The sequence below is a fragment of the Maricaulis sp. genome, assembly GCF_017643475.1.
Lineage (GTDB): Bacteria > Pseudomonadota > Alphaproteobacteria > Caulobacterales > Maricaulaceae > Maricaulis.
Window position 1 is genome coordinate 12,798 of record NZ_JAEPNI010000003.1, and the last position, 16,130, is coordinate 28,927.

A 16,130-nucleotide genomic window follows, 5' to 3' on the forward strand; every position below is an offset into this window, starting at 1 on the left:
CTGAGCGAGGCGACACTTCTATGAGCGAGACCGCATCGGACAAAACGAGCGTTCCGCAGCATGTCGCCATCATCATGGATGGGAATGGCCGCTGGGCGCAGCAGCGCGGCCGGCCCCGTACTTTCGGTCATTCCAAGGGTGTTGAGGCTGTCCGCCGGGTCGTTGAAGCCGCCGGAGACATGGGGATTCACACCCTGACCCTGTTCAGCTTTTCAACCGAGAACTGGAACCGTCCCGCCGATGAGGTCGGGGCGTTGTTCGAGTTGATGAAACGCTATGTTGCCGCGGACCTGAAATCGCTCAAACAGCGTGGTGTGCGTATTCGCATCATCGGTCGGCGGGAGGACTTGCGGGAGGACCTGGCGGAGATTGTGGGCCAGGCCGAGGCCGAAACCGCCAGCAATACCGATTTCAACCTCAATATCGCATTCAATTATGGGGGCCGGGACGAGATCCTGCGTGCGGCACAAAACCTGGCGCGCGCTATCCACGCCGGTGATCTAAGCGTTGACGCGATCGATGAGGGCCGTTTTTCCGGAGCTCTTGATACGGCGGGGCTGCCCGATGTGGATCTGATGATCCGCACGAGCGGTGAACAGCGCATTTCCAACTTCCTGCTCTGGCAGGCCGCTTATGCGGAGTTCCACTTCACCGATGTGTTGTGGCCCGATTTCGACGAGGCCGAGCTGGCTCGAGCGCTGGAGGCCTTCAAGAACCGCGACCGGCGTTATGGAGGCGTTGATGCCGGAGCGGCATGATCCGGTCTTCAAGCGCCGTCTGGTCTCCGCCCTCATTCTCGGTCCTCTGGCAGTTTTCCTGCTCTGGATGGGTGGATTGTTCTTCACCGCTTGGGTGGCGGCTTTTGCAGCCGCCATGGCGTGGGAATGGATCCAGATGTCCGACGAGGACGCGCCGCCTGTTGCCTATGCAATCGCCTGCGCAACCGCATCTGGCGCCGTTTTGCTGGCTGGACAGACAAGCATTCAGGAAGCGCTCGTGTGGGGCGCGCTGGGAACGGCTGCATCCGGCGCCGAGCGTTGGCGTCGTGGCTGGTCGATCGAGGTGCTCGGCATTCTTTATGTCTCGCTGAGCGCTGGTCTTCTGGCGGCTATGCGCGCCGAGGGCGGGCACGGACTTGAGGCCGTGATCCTGTTATTCGCGATCGTGTGGGCGGCGGATAGTTTCGCCTATCTGGTCGGAACCTGGATTGGTGGCCCCAAGCTTCTGCCCCAGGCCAGTCCGAACAAGACCTGGTCGGGTTTGTTGGCCGGTGTGACGGCTGGCGGCGCGGCTGGATACGCAGTCGGACTGCTGTTCGGTCTGTCCACCGAGGGGGTGATCCTCTTCTCGGTCCTGGTCGCCTTTGCCTCTGTTGGCGGGGATCTGGCGATGTCACTGTTCAAAAGATCCTTCGGCGTGAAGGATTCAGGTACACTCATCCCCGGACACGGGGGTGTTCTTGATCGCGTGGATGCGCTGATGCTGGCCGTCGTGACGGCTGTGATCGCGTCACGTTTCATCGATCTTGGCTGGTCGGCATAATGGCAAAGACAAGAAAAATCAGTGTGCTCGGGGCGACGGGTTCGGTTGGTGCAGCCACGCTGGACCTGATCGAGCGTGCTCCGGCCGGGGCGTTTGAACTCGCCGCGCTGACGGCGCATACCAATGTGGACGAGCTTATCCGCCTGGCCCTCAAATTCCGCCCAGAAATGGTAGCACTGGCCGATTCCAGCGGCGAAGCGAAACTGCGGGATGCGCTGGACGGACTCGGGATCGCGATTGCCTGCGGTGAAGGCGCTGTTGTTGAAGCCGCACGACGTCCGGCGGACTGGACGATGGCAGCAATCGTGGGGGCAGCGGGTCTGCGGCCGACGCTGGAAGCTCTGAAACAGGGAAATGCGCTGGCCTTTGCCAACAAGGAGTGCCTGGTCTGTGCCGGCGGGCTTTTCATGCAGGCCGCGACCAAGGCAGGGACCGAGCTGCTTCCGGTTGATTCCGAACACAACGCCATCTTCCAGGTTTTCGACAATCGGCAGAAAAAGCAGATCGACAAGATCACCCTGACCGCGTCCGGAGGACCGTTCCGGACCTGGACGTCTCAGCAGATGGACAACGCACGCCGCGCTGATGCGCTGGCGCACCCAACCTGGGAGATGGGCGCGAAGATCACGATCGATAGCGCCACCATGATGAACAAGGGACTCGAGATCATCGAGGCATGCTGGCTGTTTGACCTGCCCGAAACCCGCGTCGATGTGGCTGTTCATCCGCAGTCCATCGTCCACGGGTTAGTGCATTATGCAGATGGCAGTGTGCTGGCGCAGATGGGATCGCCGGACATGCGGACGCCGATCGCAAACGCATTGTCCTGGCCGCAACGCATGCAGGCGCCGGTCAAACCCCTGGACCTGTGTGCCATTTCGAGGCTGGATTTCGAGGCGCCGGATCTCGCGCGTTTTCCTGCCATGCGTCTGGCGCGCGAGGCGGTCGGGCAGGGTGGGATTTTACCGGCAGTGCTTAATGCTGCCAATGAAATAGCTGTCGACGCCTTCCTGGCCGAACGGATCGGTTTCCTGGACATTGCCGGGACGGTCGAGAATGTGATGGAAGCCGCACTGGGTGATGCGGACATGCCGCAACAGCTGTCGTCATTTGACGATGTTTATGCGATCGATCATCGTGCCCGGGAATTGGCACGCGACTTGATTGCTGTTGCCGCAGCATAACAGAATACGGATCGTTTCATGAGTGCCATTGCGGGTCTCCTGCTAGGAACATTCTCCTTTATCTTCCTGATCTCCCTGGTCGTGGTTATCCACGAGCTCGGCCATTATTGGGCGGGGCGGATGTGTGGGGTTCACGCCGAGGCCTTTTCCATGGGATTTGGCCCGACACTCTGGTCACGCCGGGACAAGAACGGCACTGTCTGGCGCATCGCGGCTTTCCCGCTGGGTGGATATGTGAAGTTTCTCGGCGATGCCGGTGCTGCGAGCGAGCCCGATGCCGACAAGCTGGCAGAATTGCGCGAACGCATGGGGCCTGCCGCCGACCAGTGTTACCACTTCAAGCCGATCTGGGCGCGCAGTTTCATTACCGCCGCTGGCCCGATCGCGAACTTCATTCTCGCGATCGTCATTTTTGCCGTGCTGGCATTGAGTATTGGCGGCCCTCAATATCAGCCGGCTGTGGTTGGCTCGGTTGCGGAGGGATCTGCCGCTGAAGAGGCTGGATTCCTTGAAGGGGATGAAATTCTTGCGATTAATGGCAGTGATATCCACAGTTTTCAGGAAATCATTACGGAAGTGATCTGGCGCCCGGGGCAGGAGATCACTTTTGACGTTTCCAGGGGCGAACAGCAGGTCACCCTGTTCGCAACGCCTCGCGCAACCGAGGTCGAGGACGAGTTTGGCGGAACACGCACATTCGGCCAGCTTGGCATTGGTAATGTCCCACAGCTGATCCGGCGTGATGAGTACGCGATCTCACCGGGTGGTATCGTCTCGGCGATCGGGCATGGTGCGGATCGCACCTGGGATGCCGTCTCGATGACCGGCCGCTATGTCGGACACATAGTAACCGGTCGCGCATCGACAGATCTGCTGAACGGTCCTCTGGGAATCGCGGAAGCGGCAGGGCAGACCGCTCAGCGTAGCGTCGAGGCCGGACGGACTCCGCTGGAAAGCACGTTATTGCTGTTTATTAACCTCATTCAGCTGGCCGGGTATCTGTCCGTCGGACTGGGATTGGTGAACTTATTGCCGATACCGATCCTCGACGGCGGGCATCTTGTGTATTACGCATATGAGGCAGTGGCGCGTCGTCCGCTGAGCATGAAGGCACAGGCCATCGGTTTTCGATTGGGGCTTGTCTTTGTGCTCATGATGATGCTTTTAGCCACCTGGAACGATATTAACTACAAGCTCAGTCAATTCTTCTGATTGAGCGGAGAGAACGGCGATCTTCCATGGCGAGTGTTTTGCGTGTGCTCTTTGCAGCCCTGATGACCTTTAGCCTCGGCGCAGTTGCGTCGGCGCAGGCTCAACCGGCACAAGGGGAGGCGGCGGCTGTCCAAGCACCCGCTCGCCCAGTTGTCCGGCAGATCCTGGTAGAAGGCAATCAGCGCGTCGAAGCTGACACGGTTTTGTCCTATCTGCTGATTCAGCCGGGCCAGTATGCGGATCCGCGCTCGATCAACCTCTCCATCCAGACGCTGTTTGCGACGGGCCTCTTCTCTGATGTTCAGATCGAAGATGGCGGCGAGATCGTTACCATTCGTGTCCAGGAAAACCCGATCATCAACCGCGTGGTGCTGGAAGGTAACCGCGCCATGGATGACGACAAAATCACGGACGAAATCCAGGCTCAGCCCCGCGCGATTTTCACACGCGCACGGGTCCAGAGTGATGTCCAGCGTATCATCGAGGTCTATCGCCGCTCTGGTCGCTTTGCGGCGTCCGTGACACCCCAGATTATCGAGCTGCCGCAGAACCGTGTGGATCTGATCTTCGAGATCTCTGAGGGGCCGGTTACCGGCGTTCGCCGCATCAATTTCATCGGCAATGAGAGTTTCTCGGATCGTCGTCTTCGTCGTGAACTGGTGACAGAGGAATCGCGTTGGTGGCGGTTCTTCAGCTCCAATGACAATTACGACCCGGATCGCCTGGAATATGACCGCGAACTGCTGCGCCAATTCTATCAGAATCAGGGTTATGCGAATTTCCGTGTGCTCAGCGCCGTTGCCGAACTGACGCCGGATCAGGAGAGCTTCTACATCACGATCACGATCGATGAGGGCGAAGTATACAGTTTCGGCGAGGTCACAGTGACCAGCGCTATCGAGGACCTGAACGAGGAATATCTCGAGGCAATCGTACCCACCCGCGAGGGGGCGACCTATCAAGGCCAGCTCATTGAAGATGCAATCGACACGGTGACATTCGCTGCGGGTGCGTCTGGCTATGCCTTCGTCAACGTGCGTCCGATCACGCGTCGCAACCGCGAAACGCGGACTGTTGATGTGGAATATGTCATCGACGAGGGCCCGCGGGTCTATATCGAGCGCATCGACATCGTGAACAACACGCGGACGCTCGACCGGGTGATCCGTCGCGAGCTGGACATTGTCGAGGGTGATGCCTTCAACCGCGTCCTGATCGATCGTTCCCGCAATAATATCCGTCGTCTTGGTTTCTTTGAGGAAGTCGAAATCACGGAAACGCCGGGCTCGACACCGGACCGTGCGCGCCTGCAGGTCGATGTGTCGGAACAGCCGACCGGCGAACTGGCCTTCGGTGCCGGTTTCTCATCCACCGATGCTTTCCTGGTGGACCTCTCAATCTCGGAGCGAAATCTGCGCGGTCGGGGCCAGTTCCTTCGCTTGCGGATTTCGGCGAGCTCGCGCCGCGAGACGATCGATATTCGCTTCACAGAACCGCGATTCATGGATCGCAATCTGGCCGCTGGTTTTGACCTCTTCCGCGTGAACTCAGATTTCCTCAGCGAAGCCTCGTTCCAGACGGAATCGACAGGTGGCAGTATTCGTCTTGGCTTCCCAGTCACGCGGCAGACCAATCTGCAACTGCGCTATACCCTGCGAAACGATAATGTCATTGTCTTCAGCAGCGCGTCACAGGCGCTGCGAAACCAGGCCGGATCGCGTACAACCTCTGTTGTGGGCTACACTTTCCAGTGGTCGCGCCTGAATGATCCGGTCGAACCGAGTGACGGTTTCCGTTTCGTTTTGAACCAGGACCTCGCCGGATTTGGCGGCGATGTGCGCTATCTGCGCACCGAGATCCAGTCGGCTTACTATCACGAGATCTTCCGCGGCTGGGTTGCGAGCTTCACGGGTAATGCCGGTTTCGCAGTCGGCTGGGGCGGTGATGGTATCCGCATCAACGACCGTTTCTTCAAGGGTGGCAACTCTTTCCGCGGGTTTGACGTCGGTGGTCTCGGTCCGCGCACAGTGCAGCGTGATACGTCGACAGGCGAGCTGGTCCGGGGCGACTCTCTGGGTGGCAGGCTTTATGCAATTGGTGCCGTTGAGCTGACGCTGCCAAGTTTCCTGCCAGAGCAATACGGTATCCGGGGCGCGTTGTTCACTGAATTCGGTACGCTGGGCATGCTCGACTCCGCGGACCAGATAGACGAGGGTACGTCAACGATCTTCACAGTCGATGATTTGGCGCTGCGGGCGTCAGCCGGTCTGAGTGTCTTCTGGGACTCTCCGTTCGGCCCGGTCCGTTTCGACTTTGCAGAGGCATTTATGGCGGAAGAATACGACCGTACGGAGTTCTTCCGCTTCAGTACAAGAACAGGGTTCTAGGTTATGAAATTCATTCAATCACTTCTGCTGCTGCCAGTTGCTGTGTTGAGCCTCGCGGCTCCGGCGCTGGCGCAAACGAACATCGCGGTGATGAGCGAAGAACGTGTACTGCGGGAAAGCGCAGTGGGTATTCACATCCAGACACGTCTGGCGGCTATCGCACAGGAAGTTGACGCGGAACTCCAGGCCATGGGCCAGCCCCTGGCTCAAGAGCGTGAAGCGCTCAATGCTGAAACCGCAGCCATGACGATGGCAGCAATCCAGGCGCGTCCGGATCTCGTCCAGCGTATCGAAACCCTGAACCAGCAGGCTCAGGCTTTCGAGGTTCAGCGCCAGATTCGTCAGCGTGAGCTTGTTGCCACCGAGCAGTCTGCAATGCGCCCGGTTTATGAGAGCCTTGGTCCTATCCTAGAAGAAGTTGTCGCTGCACGCGGCATCGACATTCTGGTCGATCGTTCCAACCTGGTTTTCGCCAGCCCGGAAGTTGATATCTCCGAAGAGGTTATCAATATCCTGAATACGCGCCTGCCGACGGTTTCTGTAAACCGCGTGCGCCTGCCGCAGGATGGCGGTCAGGCTGAGGCCGCTCAATAAGACTGGATGTGAACGTGGCTGACCCGAGATTTTTTGATCGGCTCGGTCCTGTCGCAGTATCAAAGATCGCCGCGCTTTCGGGTGCGGCGATTTCTGATTCTTCGGGAGGCGAAGTCGAGGATGTTGCTGATCTGGCGGATGTGAGACCCGGTGCCATCAGCTATCTGGAATCTGACAAGTTCTTCGGCCTTCTGGACGGCAAGTCCATGCGGGGCATAGTCCTCCTGGTCACCGCAGCATTCGCCGGTGATGAGCGTCTGGCCGGAGCAACACTCCTGGTCCATGATAATCCGAGGGCGGCATTCGCTCTTGTCGCCAATCATCTCTACACGCTCAGGGAAGCCGGGTTTGGTGATGCGGACGCGTCGTCCGCCCGGGTGGACGCGAGTGCTCGCATCGCGGCGACCGCAGTAATCGGTGAGGGCGCCGTAATCGGCGCAAATGTCACGATCGGCCCAGGCGCGCACATCGGTCCCGGTGTGACGATCGGGACAGGGTCGCGGGTTGGAGCCAATGCCTCGGTCATCTGTGCGGATATCGGCGAAAACTGCAACATTCTGGCAGGAGCTGTGATTGGCGAAGCCGGCTTTGGCGTTGCAATGTCCAAGTCCGGCTCGATTGACGTGCCGCATCTGGGTCAAGTGACCCTGGGGAATAATGTGACTATCGGAGCCAATTCCTGCGTGGATCGGGCGGTGTTCGGTTCGACCAGGCTCGCCGACGGCGTCAAGATCGATAATCTCTGCCACATCGCTCATAATGTGTCGGTGGGAGAGAATACGTTGATGGCAGCGTTTGCAGGCGTTTCCGGAAGCACGACGATCGGCCAGCGGGTCATGTTCGGAGGCCGTGTCGGTGTCGCGGATCATGTCGATATTGTCGATGACGTCATTGTTGGTGGTGGCGCGGCGGTCATGAAGAGCCTTCCAAAGGCAGGGGCGTATTCGGGTATGCCGGCCCAACCCCTTCGAGATTACATGCGCGAGGTTGCCGAGATCCGGCGCCTTGTTCGTTCCAAGAACAAAAAGACTTAGGATCCACCATGAGTGACCGAATTGAGAGCGCTGAAATCCAGACTCTGCTGCCGCATCGCTATCCGTTTCTGCTAATCGATGCAGCCGAGGACTATGTCGAAGGTGAGAGCATTACAGGCATCAAGGGAGTGACGTTTAACGAGCCCTTTTTCCCTGGCCACTTCCCCGGCAATCCGGTGATGCCCGGCGTCTTGATGATCGAGGCCATGGCGCAGGCAGGCGCGGTTCTCATGTACAAGACGCTCAAAGCCTCTCCTGCGGATGCCACGGTCTTCTTCATGGGTGCTGACAAGGTGAAGTTCAGGGCTCCCGTGCGCCCGGGAATGATGTTGCGCATGCCGGTTAAGGTGAATGTTGCACGCCATGGCGTGTTCAAGTTTTCCGGCGAAGTCTACGCTGATGGTGTCAAAGCCGTTCAGGCAGAGTTTGCAGCCAAGGCGATGCCCCACTCATGAGTGCCAAGATCCATCCGTCTGCGGTCGTTGATCCGGCTGCTGAACTCGGCCAGGACGTCGAGATCGGTCCCTTCTGTGTAATTGGTCCTAAAGTCGTTCTGAAAGACCGCGTGCGTGTCATTTCAAACGCGACGGTAGCCGGGTTGACCGAGGTTGGGCATGACTGTGTCCTTTATCCCGGCGTGCACCTGGGCCACCCTCCGCAGGATTTCAAGTATCAGGGCGAAGATACGACGCTGACTATCGGTGATCGCAATGTAATGCGCGAGAATGTCACCATGCACCCCGGCACAAGTGTCGGCGGCGGGGCCACGCGCATTGGCCATGATGGATACTTTATGGTCGGCGCACATGTGTCTCACGACAGCCAGGTGGGCGATCGTGTGGTTTTCGCCAATGGCGCGGCCATTGGCGGCTGCAGTCACATCGAGGACCACGTCATCCTTGGCGGTTATGCAGGAATACATCAATTCAGCCGCATCGGGCGTCACGCCTTCATCGGGGCGATGGCCATGGTCACCGCGGATGTGATTCCCTATGGTTCGGTCATCGGCAATCATGCGCATCTTGCGGGACTGAATGTTGTCGGTCTGAAACGCAGAGGCATGCCGCGGGAAACCCTGCGCGAGTTGCGGACAGCCTATCGACTGCTCTTCGCGGAGGAGGGTACGTTTCAGGAACGACTGGACGATGTGGCCCGGGACTACTCTGAGAATGCTCCGGTGATGGAAATTATCAACTTCATTCGTGCGGCGGATGCCAAACGCTCGCTTTGCATGCCCAATGGCTGAGTCTCCGGCAATATCTGGCAGATGGTCACGCCTTGGTATCCTGGCGGGGGGGGGTGACCTTCCCAGACTCATTGCCGAGGCCGAAGCTGAACGATCCCCGCTGGTTGTCGAACTCACCGGATTTGTGGACCGCGAATTTCCCGAGTTCGAGACCGCGCAGTTTTCAGTCGGGCAGATCGGTGCGATCTGCAAGGCCCTGAAAGCCGGCGGCTGTGACGCCGTCTGTTTTGCTGGTTACATTCAGCGCCCTGACATCAAAACACTCAAACTGGATGCGCGTGGCATGATCATGGTGCCCAAGGCGCTGGCCGCTGGACGGAAGGGTGATGATGCGCTGTTGCGGGTGGTCGTCGGCGAGTTTGAAACACAGGGTTTCAAGGTTGTTGGCGCGAACGAGGTGCTCGAGAGCCTGACACCGGATGCCGCAGCCGGCTTCAATTCCCAATCAGTACCCGAACACCAGCATGATGTCGTAAAGGCCTGTGCTGTCGCGCGCGAAATCGGCCGTCTGGATATCGGTCAGGGCGCTGTGGTCGCCGATGGGCTGGTTCTAGCCGTGGAAGCCCAGGAAGGCACAAACCAAATGCTGGAACGGGTCGCCGGCCTTCGGGCTGAGGTCCGTGGAACACCGCAGGCGCGACGCGGCGTGCTCGCCAAAATGCCCAAACCGATCCAGGAGCGTCGAATCGATCTGCCGACAATGGGTGTGGAGACCATCGAGCGTGCGTCTGCGGCAGGCCTTGCCGGTATCGCCCTGCAGGAGGGTGCGGCCCTCATCGTCAATCGAGATGCCGTTGAGGCCGCCCTTCGCGAACATGACATGTTCCTGGCGATCGTGGAGCCGGCGGATGAGTGAGGACACTCCGCTGATCTATGTGGTCGCAGCGGAACGGTCCGGCGATCTACTCGGCGCCGGCCTCATCAAGGCAATGCGTTCGCGATACGGTAATGGCGTGAGTTTTCGCGGCATGGGCGGTGAGGCGATGGCAGAGGGGGGCGTGCCCTCTACAGTGAGTATCGAAGGCCTCTCCATTCTGGGTTTTTTCGACGGACTCAAGGCGTTTTCGCGCATCAAGGAACGTGTCGCCGAAGTTGTCGCGGATATCATCCGACACAAACCCGACGCGGTCGTGCTGATTGACAGTTGGGGGTTCATGCTGCGTGTCGCTCAGGGCGTGCGCGAAGCAGATCCTTCCATCAAGTTGATTAAATATGTCGGTCCGCAGGTGTTTGCGACGCGTCCCGGTCGCGCCAAGACCCTCGCCGAAACGGTGGACCATCTCATGTCCATTCTCAGTTTCGACGAGCGCTATTATCGTCCTTTCGGCCTGCCGGTGACCTTTGTCGGCAATCCCACACTCGATCGGATCGAACCGGGGGATGGCGCAACCTTCCGCGCTCGCCATGGGATAGCTGCCGATGCCCACACCGTCCTGGTCCTGTTCGGGAGTCGGAAATCGGAAATCGATCGTATCGGGCCGGCCTTTGTTGCCTCGCTGGAGCAATTGAAGGCGGAACGCGAAGTGACGCCGATCATAATCGTCGCTGGTGCCGTGAAGGACCAGCTCGCACCTGTCCTGGACCATGCGCGCAGTGAGTTTGGCGCTGTCATCGTTGATGAAGCTGAAAAAACCGATGCCTTCGCTGCCGCCGACGTCGCGTTGGCCTGTTCTGGGACCGTTGTTACCGAGCTCGCGACCGCTGGCGTTCCAACCGTGACGGCCTACAAGCTGGGCTGGCTGACCTGGGCGATTATCCGAGCCTTCAACATCATGAAAGCGCCTTATATCAGCCTGGTGAATATCGCGGCTGATGAAATGCTGGTCCCGGAATTTGTCCAGACCCGCTGCCGCGGCGGTCTGCTGGCCGCGGAAGTCTCTGCACTTCTCGATGACCCGAAACGCCGAGAACGCCTGCACAGTGAACTGGCAGCCGCGACAGACAAACTGCGCGGCGAGGGCGATGCCAGCGAGAATGCGGCGCAGACCGTGTTTGAACTGACCCAATAAAAAAGGCCGCTCGATTGAGCGGCCTTCTTCTTGTACCGAGTAAAGCCTAGCGCTTGCCCAGCGGGACGTAGTCGCGGGACTGGGCGCCGGTGAAGAGCTGGCGCGGGCGGCCGATTTTCTGGGACGGATCGCCCAGCATTTCTGACCACTGCGCGATCCAGCCGACCGTACGTGCCAGGGCGAAGAGAACGGTGAACATCTCGGTCGGGAAACCCATCGCCTTCAGCGTGATGCCAGAATAGAAGTCGATGTTCGGATAGAGCTTCTTCTCGACGAAATACTCGTCTTCCAGCGCGATGCGCTCCAGCTCCATGGCGACCTGCAGGGTCGGGTCATTGCGAACGCCCAGTACGTCGAGGACCTCGTGACAGGTTTCACGCATGACTTTCGCACGCGGATCGTAATTCTTGTAGACGCGGTGACCAAAGCCCATCAGGCGGAACGGGTCGGACTTGTCCTTGGCCTTGGCAACGTATTCCGGGATCTTGTCGACGGAACCGATCTCGTTGAGCATGTTCAGCGCGGCTTCGTTGGCACCACCGTGTGCCGGCCCCCACAGGGAGGCGATGCCGGCTGCGATACAGGCAAACGGGTTGGCACCGGAAGAACCGGCCAGGCGAACCGTGGACGTCGATGCATTCTGCTCGTGGTCGGCGTGCAGGATGAAGATCTTGTCCATCGCCTTGGCGAGAACCGCATTGCTTTCATAATCCTCGGCCGGAACAGCAAAACACATGCGCAGGAAGTTAGCGGCATAGTCCAGCTCGTTGCGCGGGCTGATGAAAGGCTGTCCGATGGCATACTTGTAAGCGCGGGCGGCGATTGTCGGCATTTTCGCAATCATGCGATGGCTGGCGATGGTGCGCGCTTCGGGGTCATTGATGTCGGTTGAGTCGTGATAGAAGGCCGAGAGGGCGCCGACCGTACCCACCATGATGGCCATCGGATGCGCATCGCGGCGGAAACCGCGGAAGAACATCTCGAACTGGTCATGCAGCATGGAGTGGCGACGGATCGTCCAGTCGAAATCATCCAGCTCTTTTTGTTCCGGCAGACGGCCATTCATCAACAGGTAGCAGACCTCGATGAAGCTCGATTGTTCGGCCAGCTGGTCGATCGGGTAGCCGCGATAAAGAAGTGTGCCTTCATCGCCGTCGATATAGGTGATCTGGCTTTCACAGCTGGCGGTCGAGGTGAAACCCGGATCATATGTGAACGCCCCGGTCTGGGCGTACAGCTTGCGGATATCGATGACATCCGGCCCGATCTCACCGCTGAAGACCGGCAGTTCGATGCTCTGGCCATTATAGTTCAGGGTGGCGGAGCCGTTCGGCTTTGCTTTGCTTTCCATGACGTCTTCCCTCTACGCGTGGCGGGCAGTTAGCTGCCCTGCGACATTTGATCTTTGATGCGATCCAGCGCTTCGTCGCGGCCGAGGAAGACCATGACTTGTGCCAGATCGGGGGCGGGTGCCCCTCCGGTCAAAGCCGCGCGGAGCGGTTGACCTACTTTACCGAAACCAACCTCTTCAGCGTCGGCGAAATCCTGCAGGGCCTTTGCCAGCACCTCTTCTGTCCAGTCCGTGGTGTCGGACAGAGTGGTGAAAAGGCGGTTAAGACGTTCTCTTGCGTCTTCTTTGAGCGCCTTGGCGGCCTTGCCGGAAAATACGAATGGACGAGATTTGATCAGAAAATAGCCTTGCTGAGCCAACTCATCCAGTCTTGATGCGCGGGTTTTCAATACCGGCATCGCGCGCATGTAACGCGCCTTGATCACTTCAAGGTCCTCGAGCCGTTCCTCGAGGCCCTCAATCCAGGGCCAGCTCAGCTCCAGCAGCCGAGAATCATCGGCCAGGCCGATATGGTGGCTGTTGATGTGAGCGAGCTTGTCAAAATCCATGCGAGCCGGGGCCTTGTTCAGGCCGCCCATGTCAAAGGCCGCAATGGCTTCCTCGTCGGTGAACAATTCCTGGTCACCATGGGCCCAGCCGAGGCGCAGCAGGTAATTGCGCATGCCTTCAGATAGATAACCCTGGTCCCGATATTCTTGAGCGCCCAGTGCGCCGTGGCGTTTGGACAATTTCTTGCCGTCATCACCATGGATCAGTGGGATATGCGCGAAAACCGGGCGTTCCCAGCCCATCGCATCATAGATCTGGCTCTGGCGGCCACCGTTTACCAGGTGATCATCACCGCGAATAATGTGGGTGATGCCCATGTCATGGTCATCCACAACAACCGCGAGATTATAGGTCGGTGTGCCATCGCTGCGCAGCAGGATAAGATCATCAAAATCCTTGGCAGCCCACTTCACCGTGCCCTGCACAGCGTCTTCGATCACGGTATCGTCATCACTGGCGCGGAAACGGATGGTGAAAGCCTGTCCGTCCTGTTCCGCGCCCGGCTGCTTGTCGCGCCAGGGTGAGCGAAGGGCGCGGCCTTCCTCGAACGCTTTGTCGCGCAGGGTCTGGGTTTCTTCCGGGCTCAGATAACAGCGGAATGCCTTGCCGCGTTCGAGCAGAGCGTTGGCAACCTCGACATGGCGATCAGCCTGGGCAAATTGCGACACGGCATCACCGGTCCAGTCCAGGCCCAGCCACTCCAGTCCTTCGCCAATTGCATCAACGGCTTCCTGGGTCAGGCGCTTGCGGTCCGTGTCCTCGATTCGCAGCAGGAACTCGCCGCCATGATGTTTGGCGAACAACCAGTTGAACAAGGCGGTACGGGCGCCGCCAATGTGCAGAAAGCCCGTCGGAGAAGGTGCGAAGCGAGTTCGGATCGTCATTTGGTTTTGTTGCACCTGCGAAATCATGTTGCGCTGCAAGGAAGGAATTCAGGTGTTAGCATGATTAACTCCTCGAGCGATAGAGCGAAGGCACAGACATGTCTCTTGGTGTGCACGGGTTCAAGCGTTTGAAAGCAGTCCTGGATCCGCCGACGCATACGCGGCCGGTCGCACCAGCCCTCCTGCTCGCGCTCGGGCTGGCAGCCGGGGCTGTGCTGTATTTCTCGGCCGGACAACGCCCTGGCTCAGTGTGGACCGGGGGGGCAAAGGTCATGGCTCTGTGCGGGTTTGCCGCACTTTTCCTGCTCCCCGAACTTCGAAAACTGGCCCTGATCCTTACAGGAGTAGCCTCGGGATTGCTGGTTTCGGACATGCGCCTGTCCTCGATTGAAAGCGTTCTGCCCGGGCATCAGTTGTCCGGGCGCAACGAGATCACCGGTTGGTTGGAGCGGATCGAGCGCAGCGGATCTGGTCGCTCCCGTCTTATCATCAGGATCGAGGAGGCGGATCGCTGGCACCGCGTGCGTGTGCTGGCTCGTCCGGGCGAGGCCCGCCCGGGAGACAGGCTGTCCCTGTCCGCCATGCTTGAACCGCCGCGGGGCGCGGTGGTCCCGGGTGGATATGACGGGCGTTATTACGCCTGGTTCCAACGAATACGCGGTTCGGGTTGGGCGTTGTCTCTGCCTGAGCGTCTGGAAGACGAAGACCGGCGGGGTCCGCCACGTTTACTGGCCCGCTGGCGATATGACATGGCCGAGACCATTCGTGCTCGCATCAACGGACCGGCGTCAGGAATCGCAGCAGCGCTGCTGGTCGGGGATCGCTCCGGCATTGACCCGGAGACGGCGGAAAGCCTTCGCGTGGCAGGGCTTGGCCATATTCTGGCGATATCCGGGTTACACATGGCATTGATGGCCGGCGGAACCTTCTTTGCGGTTCGTCTCGGGCTTTCCGCTATTAATCGGCTCGCACGCAGACAGGATGTGGCGCGACTCGCCGCGATTGTTGCTCTGGTGGTTTCGGTCGCCTACCTGCTGATTTCCGGTGCCGGAATTCCGACACAGCGGGCTTTTGTCGTCACCGTGGTGGCACTGGGAGCGATGATCGCGGGGCGACGAGCGTTTTCCCTGCAATCCTTTGCGCTCGCGTTAGGGGCTGTCGTGCTGATCCAGCCTGAAAGTGTGATCTCACCCGGCTTCCAGATGTCTTTCAGCGCGGTGGGGGCCCTTATTGCCGTTCACGAATGGCGACGTTCCAGAGAGGATGTCATGGAACGGCGATTGCCCGGTTTCCTGCGCCCTTTCTGGGAACTGACGCTTACAAGTTTTGTGGCCGGAACCGCTACGGCAGTTATCGGTGCTTTCCACTTCCATCGCCTGGCCAGTTACGGGCTCCTGGGCAATTTGCTTGCGATGCCGGTGTTTTCATTCCTGGTCATGCCGGCGGGCGTTCTGGGGCTGTTGCTGATGCCTGTGGGACTGGACGCTCCGGCCTTTGCTCTGATGGAGCTGGGACTTAACACCATTCTCAGTATCTCACGATGGATCGAGGCCTTGCCTACAGCGGCGCGTGCCGTGCCGTCTGTTCCGGGGTGGTGGCTGGCGCTTTATATCGCTCTCGCAGCGTTGTTGATCCTGGGGCGCGGGCTGCTGGCCCGTCTTGTCGCGGGCGGCGTGGCTGCGACGCTGGTCGGACTCTGGGCGCTCTGGCCGCAACCGGATGTCTTCATCAGCGCCGATGGGGTTGTGGTAGCTCGGTCGGGCGAGGGATGGACCGCCAACACGTTGCGTCGTGGCCGGTTCGGGCGCCAGGTCTTCCTGGAGCGGTCTGCCATGGCGGGGCAAACCGGGGAGAGGGCGGCCTGTGATGATCTGGGTTGCCTGCTTGAAACCGACTATCTGCGCATTGCAGTGCCCAGTCGGATTGAGGCCTTGCAGGAGGATTGCGAGCGCGCCGACCTGGTCGTGCTTTCCGCGGACACACCGCGTTGGATTGGGCGCCGATGCGGGCGTCCGGTCATTGCACTGTCTGAACTCGCCGAACGCGGCAATGCCCTGGTCTGGCTCAACAACAGCGGTGTCGCCCGTATCCGCTATGTGGATGCGGCGGAAACCAGCTGGCCCTGGCAGACCTGAAAT

14 protein-coding genes are annotated in these 16,130 nt (G+C 59.5%); 12 read left to right on the forward strand and 2 right to left on the reverse strand.

What is annotated here, in order from left to right; genetic code table 11:
- Positions 1-20 precede the first annotated feature (20 nt).
- From JJ889_RS11510 to lpxB, 11 genes are read left to right on the forward strand one after another with little or no spacing between them, the layout of a single operon-like run.
- The gene (locus JJ889_RS11510; protein ID WP_291895230.1) at positions 21-758 is read left to right on the forward strand and encodes an isoprenyl transferase; all 738 of its coding nucleotides are present in this window, start codon (positions 21-23) and stop codon (positions 756-758) included.
- The gene (locus tag JJ889_RS11515) at positions 742-1,542 is read left to right on the forward strand and encodes a phosphatidate cytidylyltransferase (protein WP_291895232.1); all 801 of its coding nucleotides are present in this window, start codon (positions 742-744) and stop codon (positions 1,540-1,542) included. The genes JJ889_RS11510 and JJ889_RS11515 overlap by 17 nt, the downstream gene beginning before the upstream one ends.
- A complete protein-coding gene (locus JJ889_RS11520) occupies positions 1,542-2,726 on the forward strand; it encodes a 1-deoxy-D-xylulose-5-phosphate reductoisomerase (protein WP_291895233.1) in 1,185 nt (394 codons plus the stop codon). The genes JJ889_RS11515 and JJ889_RS11520 overlap by 1 nt, the downstream gene beginning before the upstream one ends.
- Before the next feature lie 18 nt (positions 2,727-2,744).
- Complete coding sequence (locus tag JJ889_RS11525; protein ID WP_291895234.1) at positions 2,745-3,938, forward strand: RIP metalloprotease; 1,194 nt, start codon at positions 2,745-2,747, stop codon at positions 3,936-3,938.
- 26 nt (positions 3,939-3,964) lie between these two features.
- Positions 3,965-6,325 (forward strand): outer membrane protein assembly factor BamA, encoded by a 2,361-nt coding sequence (bamA, locus tag JJ889_RS11530; RefSeq protein ID WP_291895235.1) that lies wholly within the window; start codon positions 3,965-3,967, stop codon positions 6,323-6,325.
- 3 nt (positions 6,326-6,328) lie between these two features.
- Positions 6,329-6,919: an OmpH family outer membrane protein gene (locus JJ889_RS11535; protein WP_291895238.1), complete on the forward strand. Its 591-nt coding sequence runs from the start codon at positions 6,329-6,331 to the stop codon at positions 6,917-6,919.
- 14 nt (positions 6,920-6,933) lie between these two features.
- Positions 6,934-7,953, forward strand: a complete 1,020-nt coding sequence (gene lpxD / locus JJ889_RS11540) for a UDP-3-O-(3-hydroxymyristoyl)glucosamine N-acyltransferase (protein WP_291895240.1) — start codon at positions 6,934-6,936, stop codon at positions 7,951-7,953.
- Positions 7,954-7,961: 8 nt separating this feature from the next.
- Positions 7,962-8,408: a 3-hydroxyacyl-ACP dehydratase FabZ gene (fabZ, locus tag JJ889_RS11545; protein ID WP_291895241.1), complete on the forward strand. Its 447-nt coding sequence runs from the start codon at positions 7,962-7,964 to the stop codon at positions 8,406-8,408.
- Positions 8,405-9,199: an acyl-ACP--UDP-N-acetylglucosamine O-acyltransferase gene (lpxA, locus tag JJ889_RS11550; protein WP_291895242.1), complete on the forward strand. Its 795-nt coding sequence runs from the start codon at positions 8,405-8,407 to the stop codon at positions 9,197-9,199. The genes fabZ and lpxA overlap by 4 nt, the downstream gene beginning before the upstream one ends.
- Positions 9,192-10,055 carry a UDP-2,3-diacylglucosamine diphosphatase LpxI gene (gene lpxI, locus JJ889_RS11555; protein ID WP_291895244.1) on the forward strand — a complete coding sequence of 288 codons (864 nt, stop codon included), beginning with the start codon at positions 9,192-9,194 and terminating at the stop codon, positions 10,053-10,055. Before lpxA ends, lpxI begins: the two co-directional genes overlap by 8 nt.
- Entirely contained in the window at positions 10,048-11,208 is a 1,161-nt protein-coding gene (gene lpxB / locus JJ889_RS11560; RefSeq protein WP_291895245.1) for a lipid-A-disaccharide synthase, read from the forward strand. Before lpxI ends, lpxB begins: the two co-directional genes overlap by 8 nt.
- A gap of 46 nt (positions 11,209-11,254) precedes the next feature.
- Here lpxB and gltA read toward each other — a convergent pair whose 3' ends face one another.
- Positions 11,255-12,559, reverse strand: coding sequence for a citrate synthase (gltA, locus tag JJ889_RS11565; protein WP_291895246.1), 1,305 nt, complete (start codon positions 12,557-12,559; stop codon positions 11,255-11,257).
- Positions 12,560-12,588: 29 nt separating this feature from the next.
- On the reverse strand, positions 12,589-13,992 hold the full coding sequence (gene gltX / locus JJ889_RS11570) for a glutamate--tRNA ligase (RefSeq protein WP_291895247.1): 1,404 nt from the start codon (positions 13,990-13,992) through the stop codon (positions 12,589-12,591).
- Between the two features lie 98 nt (positions 13,993-14,090).
- Between gltX and JJ889_RS11575 the strand changes: the two genes are divergently transcribed.
- Positions 14,091-16,127 carry a ComEC/Rec2 family competence protein gene (locus JJ889_RS11575; protein ID WP_291895249.1) on the forward strand — a complete coding sequence of 679 codons (2,037 nt, stop codon included), beginning with the start codon at positions 14,091-14,093 and terminating at the stop codon, positions 16,125-16,127.
- Positions 16,128-16,130: the final 3 nt, after the last annotated feature.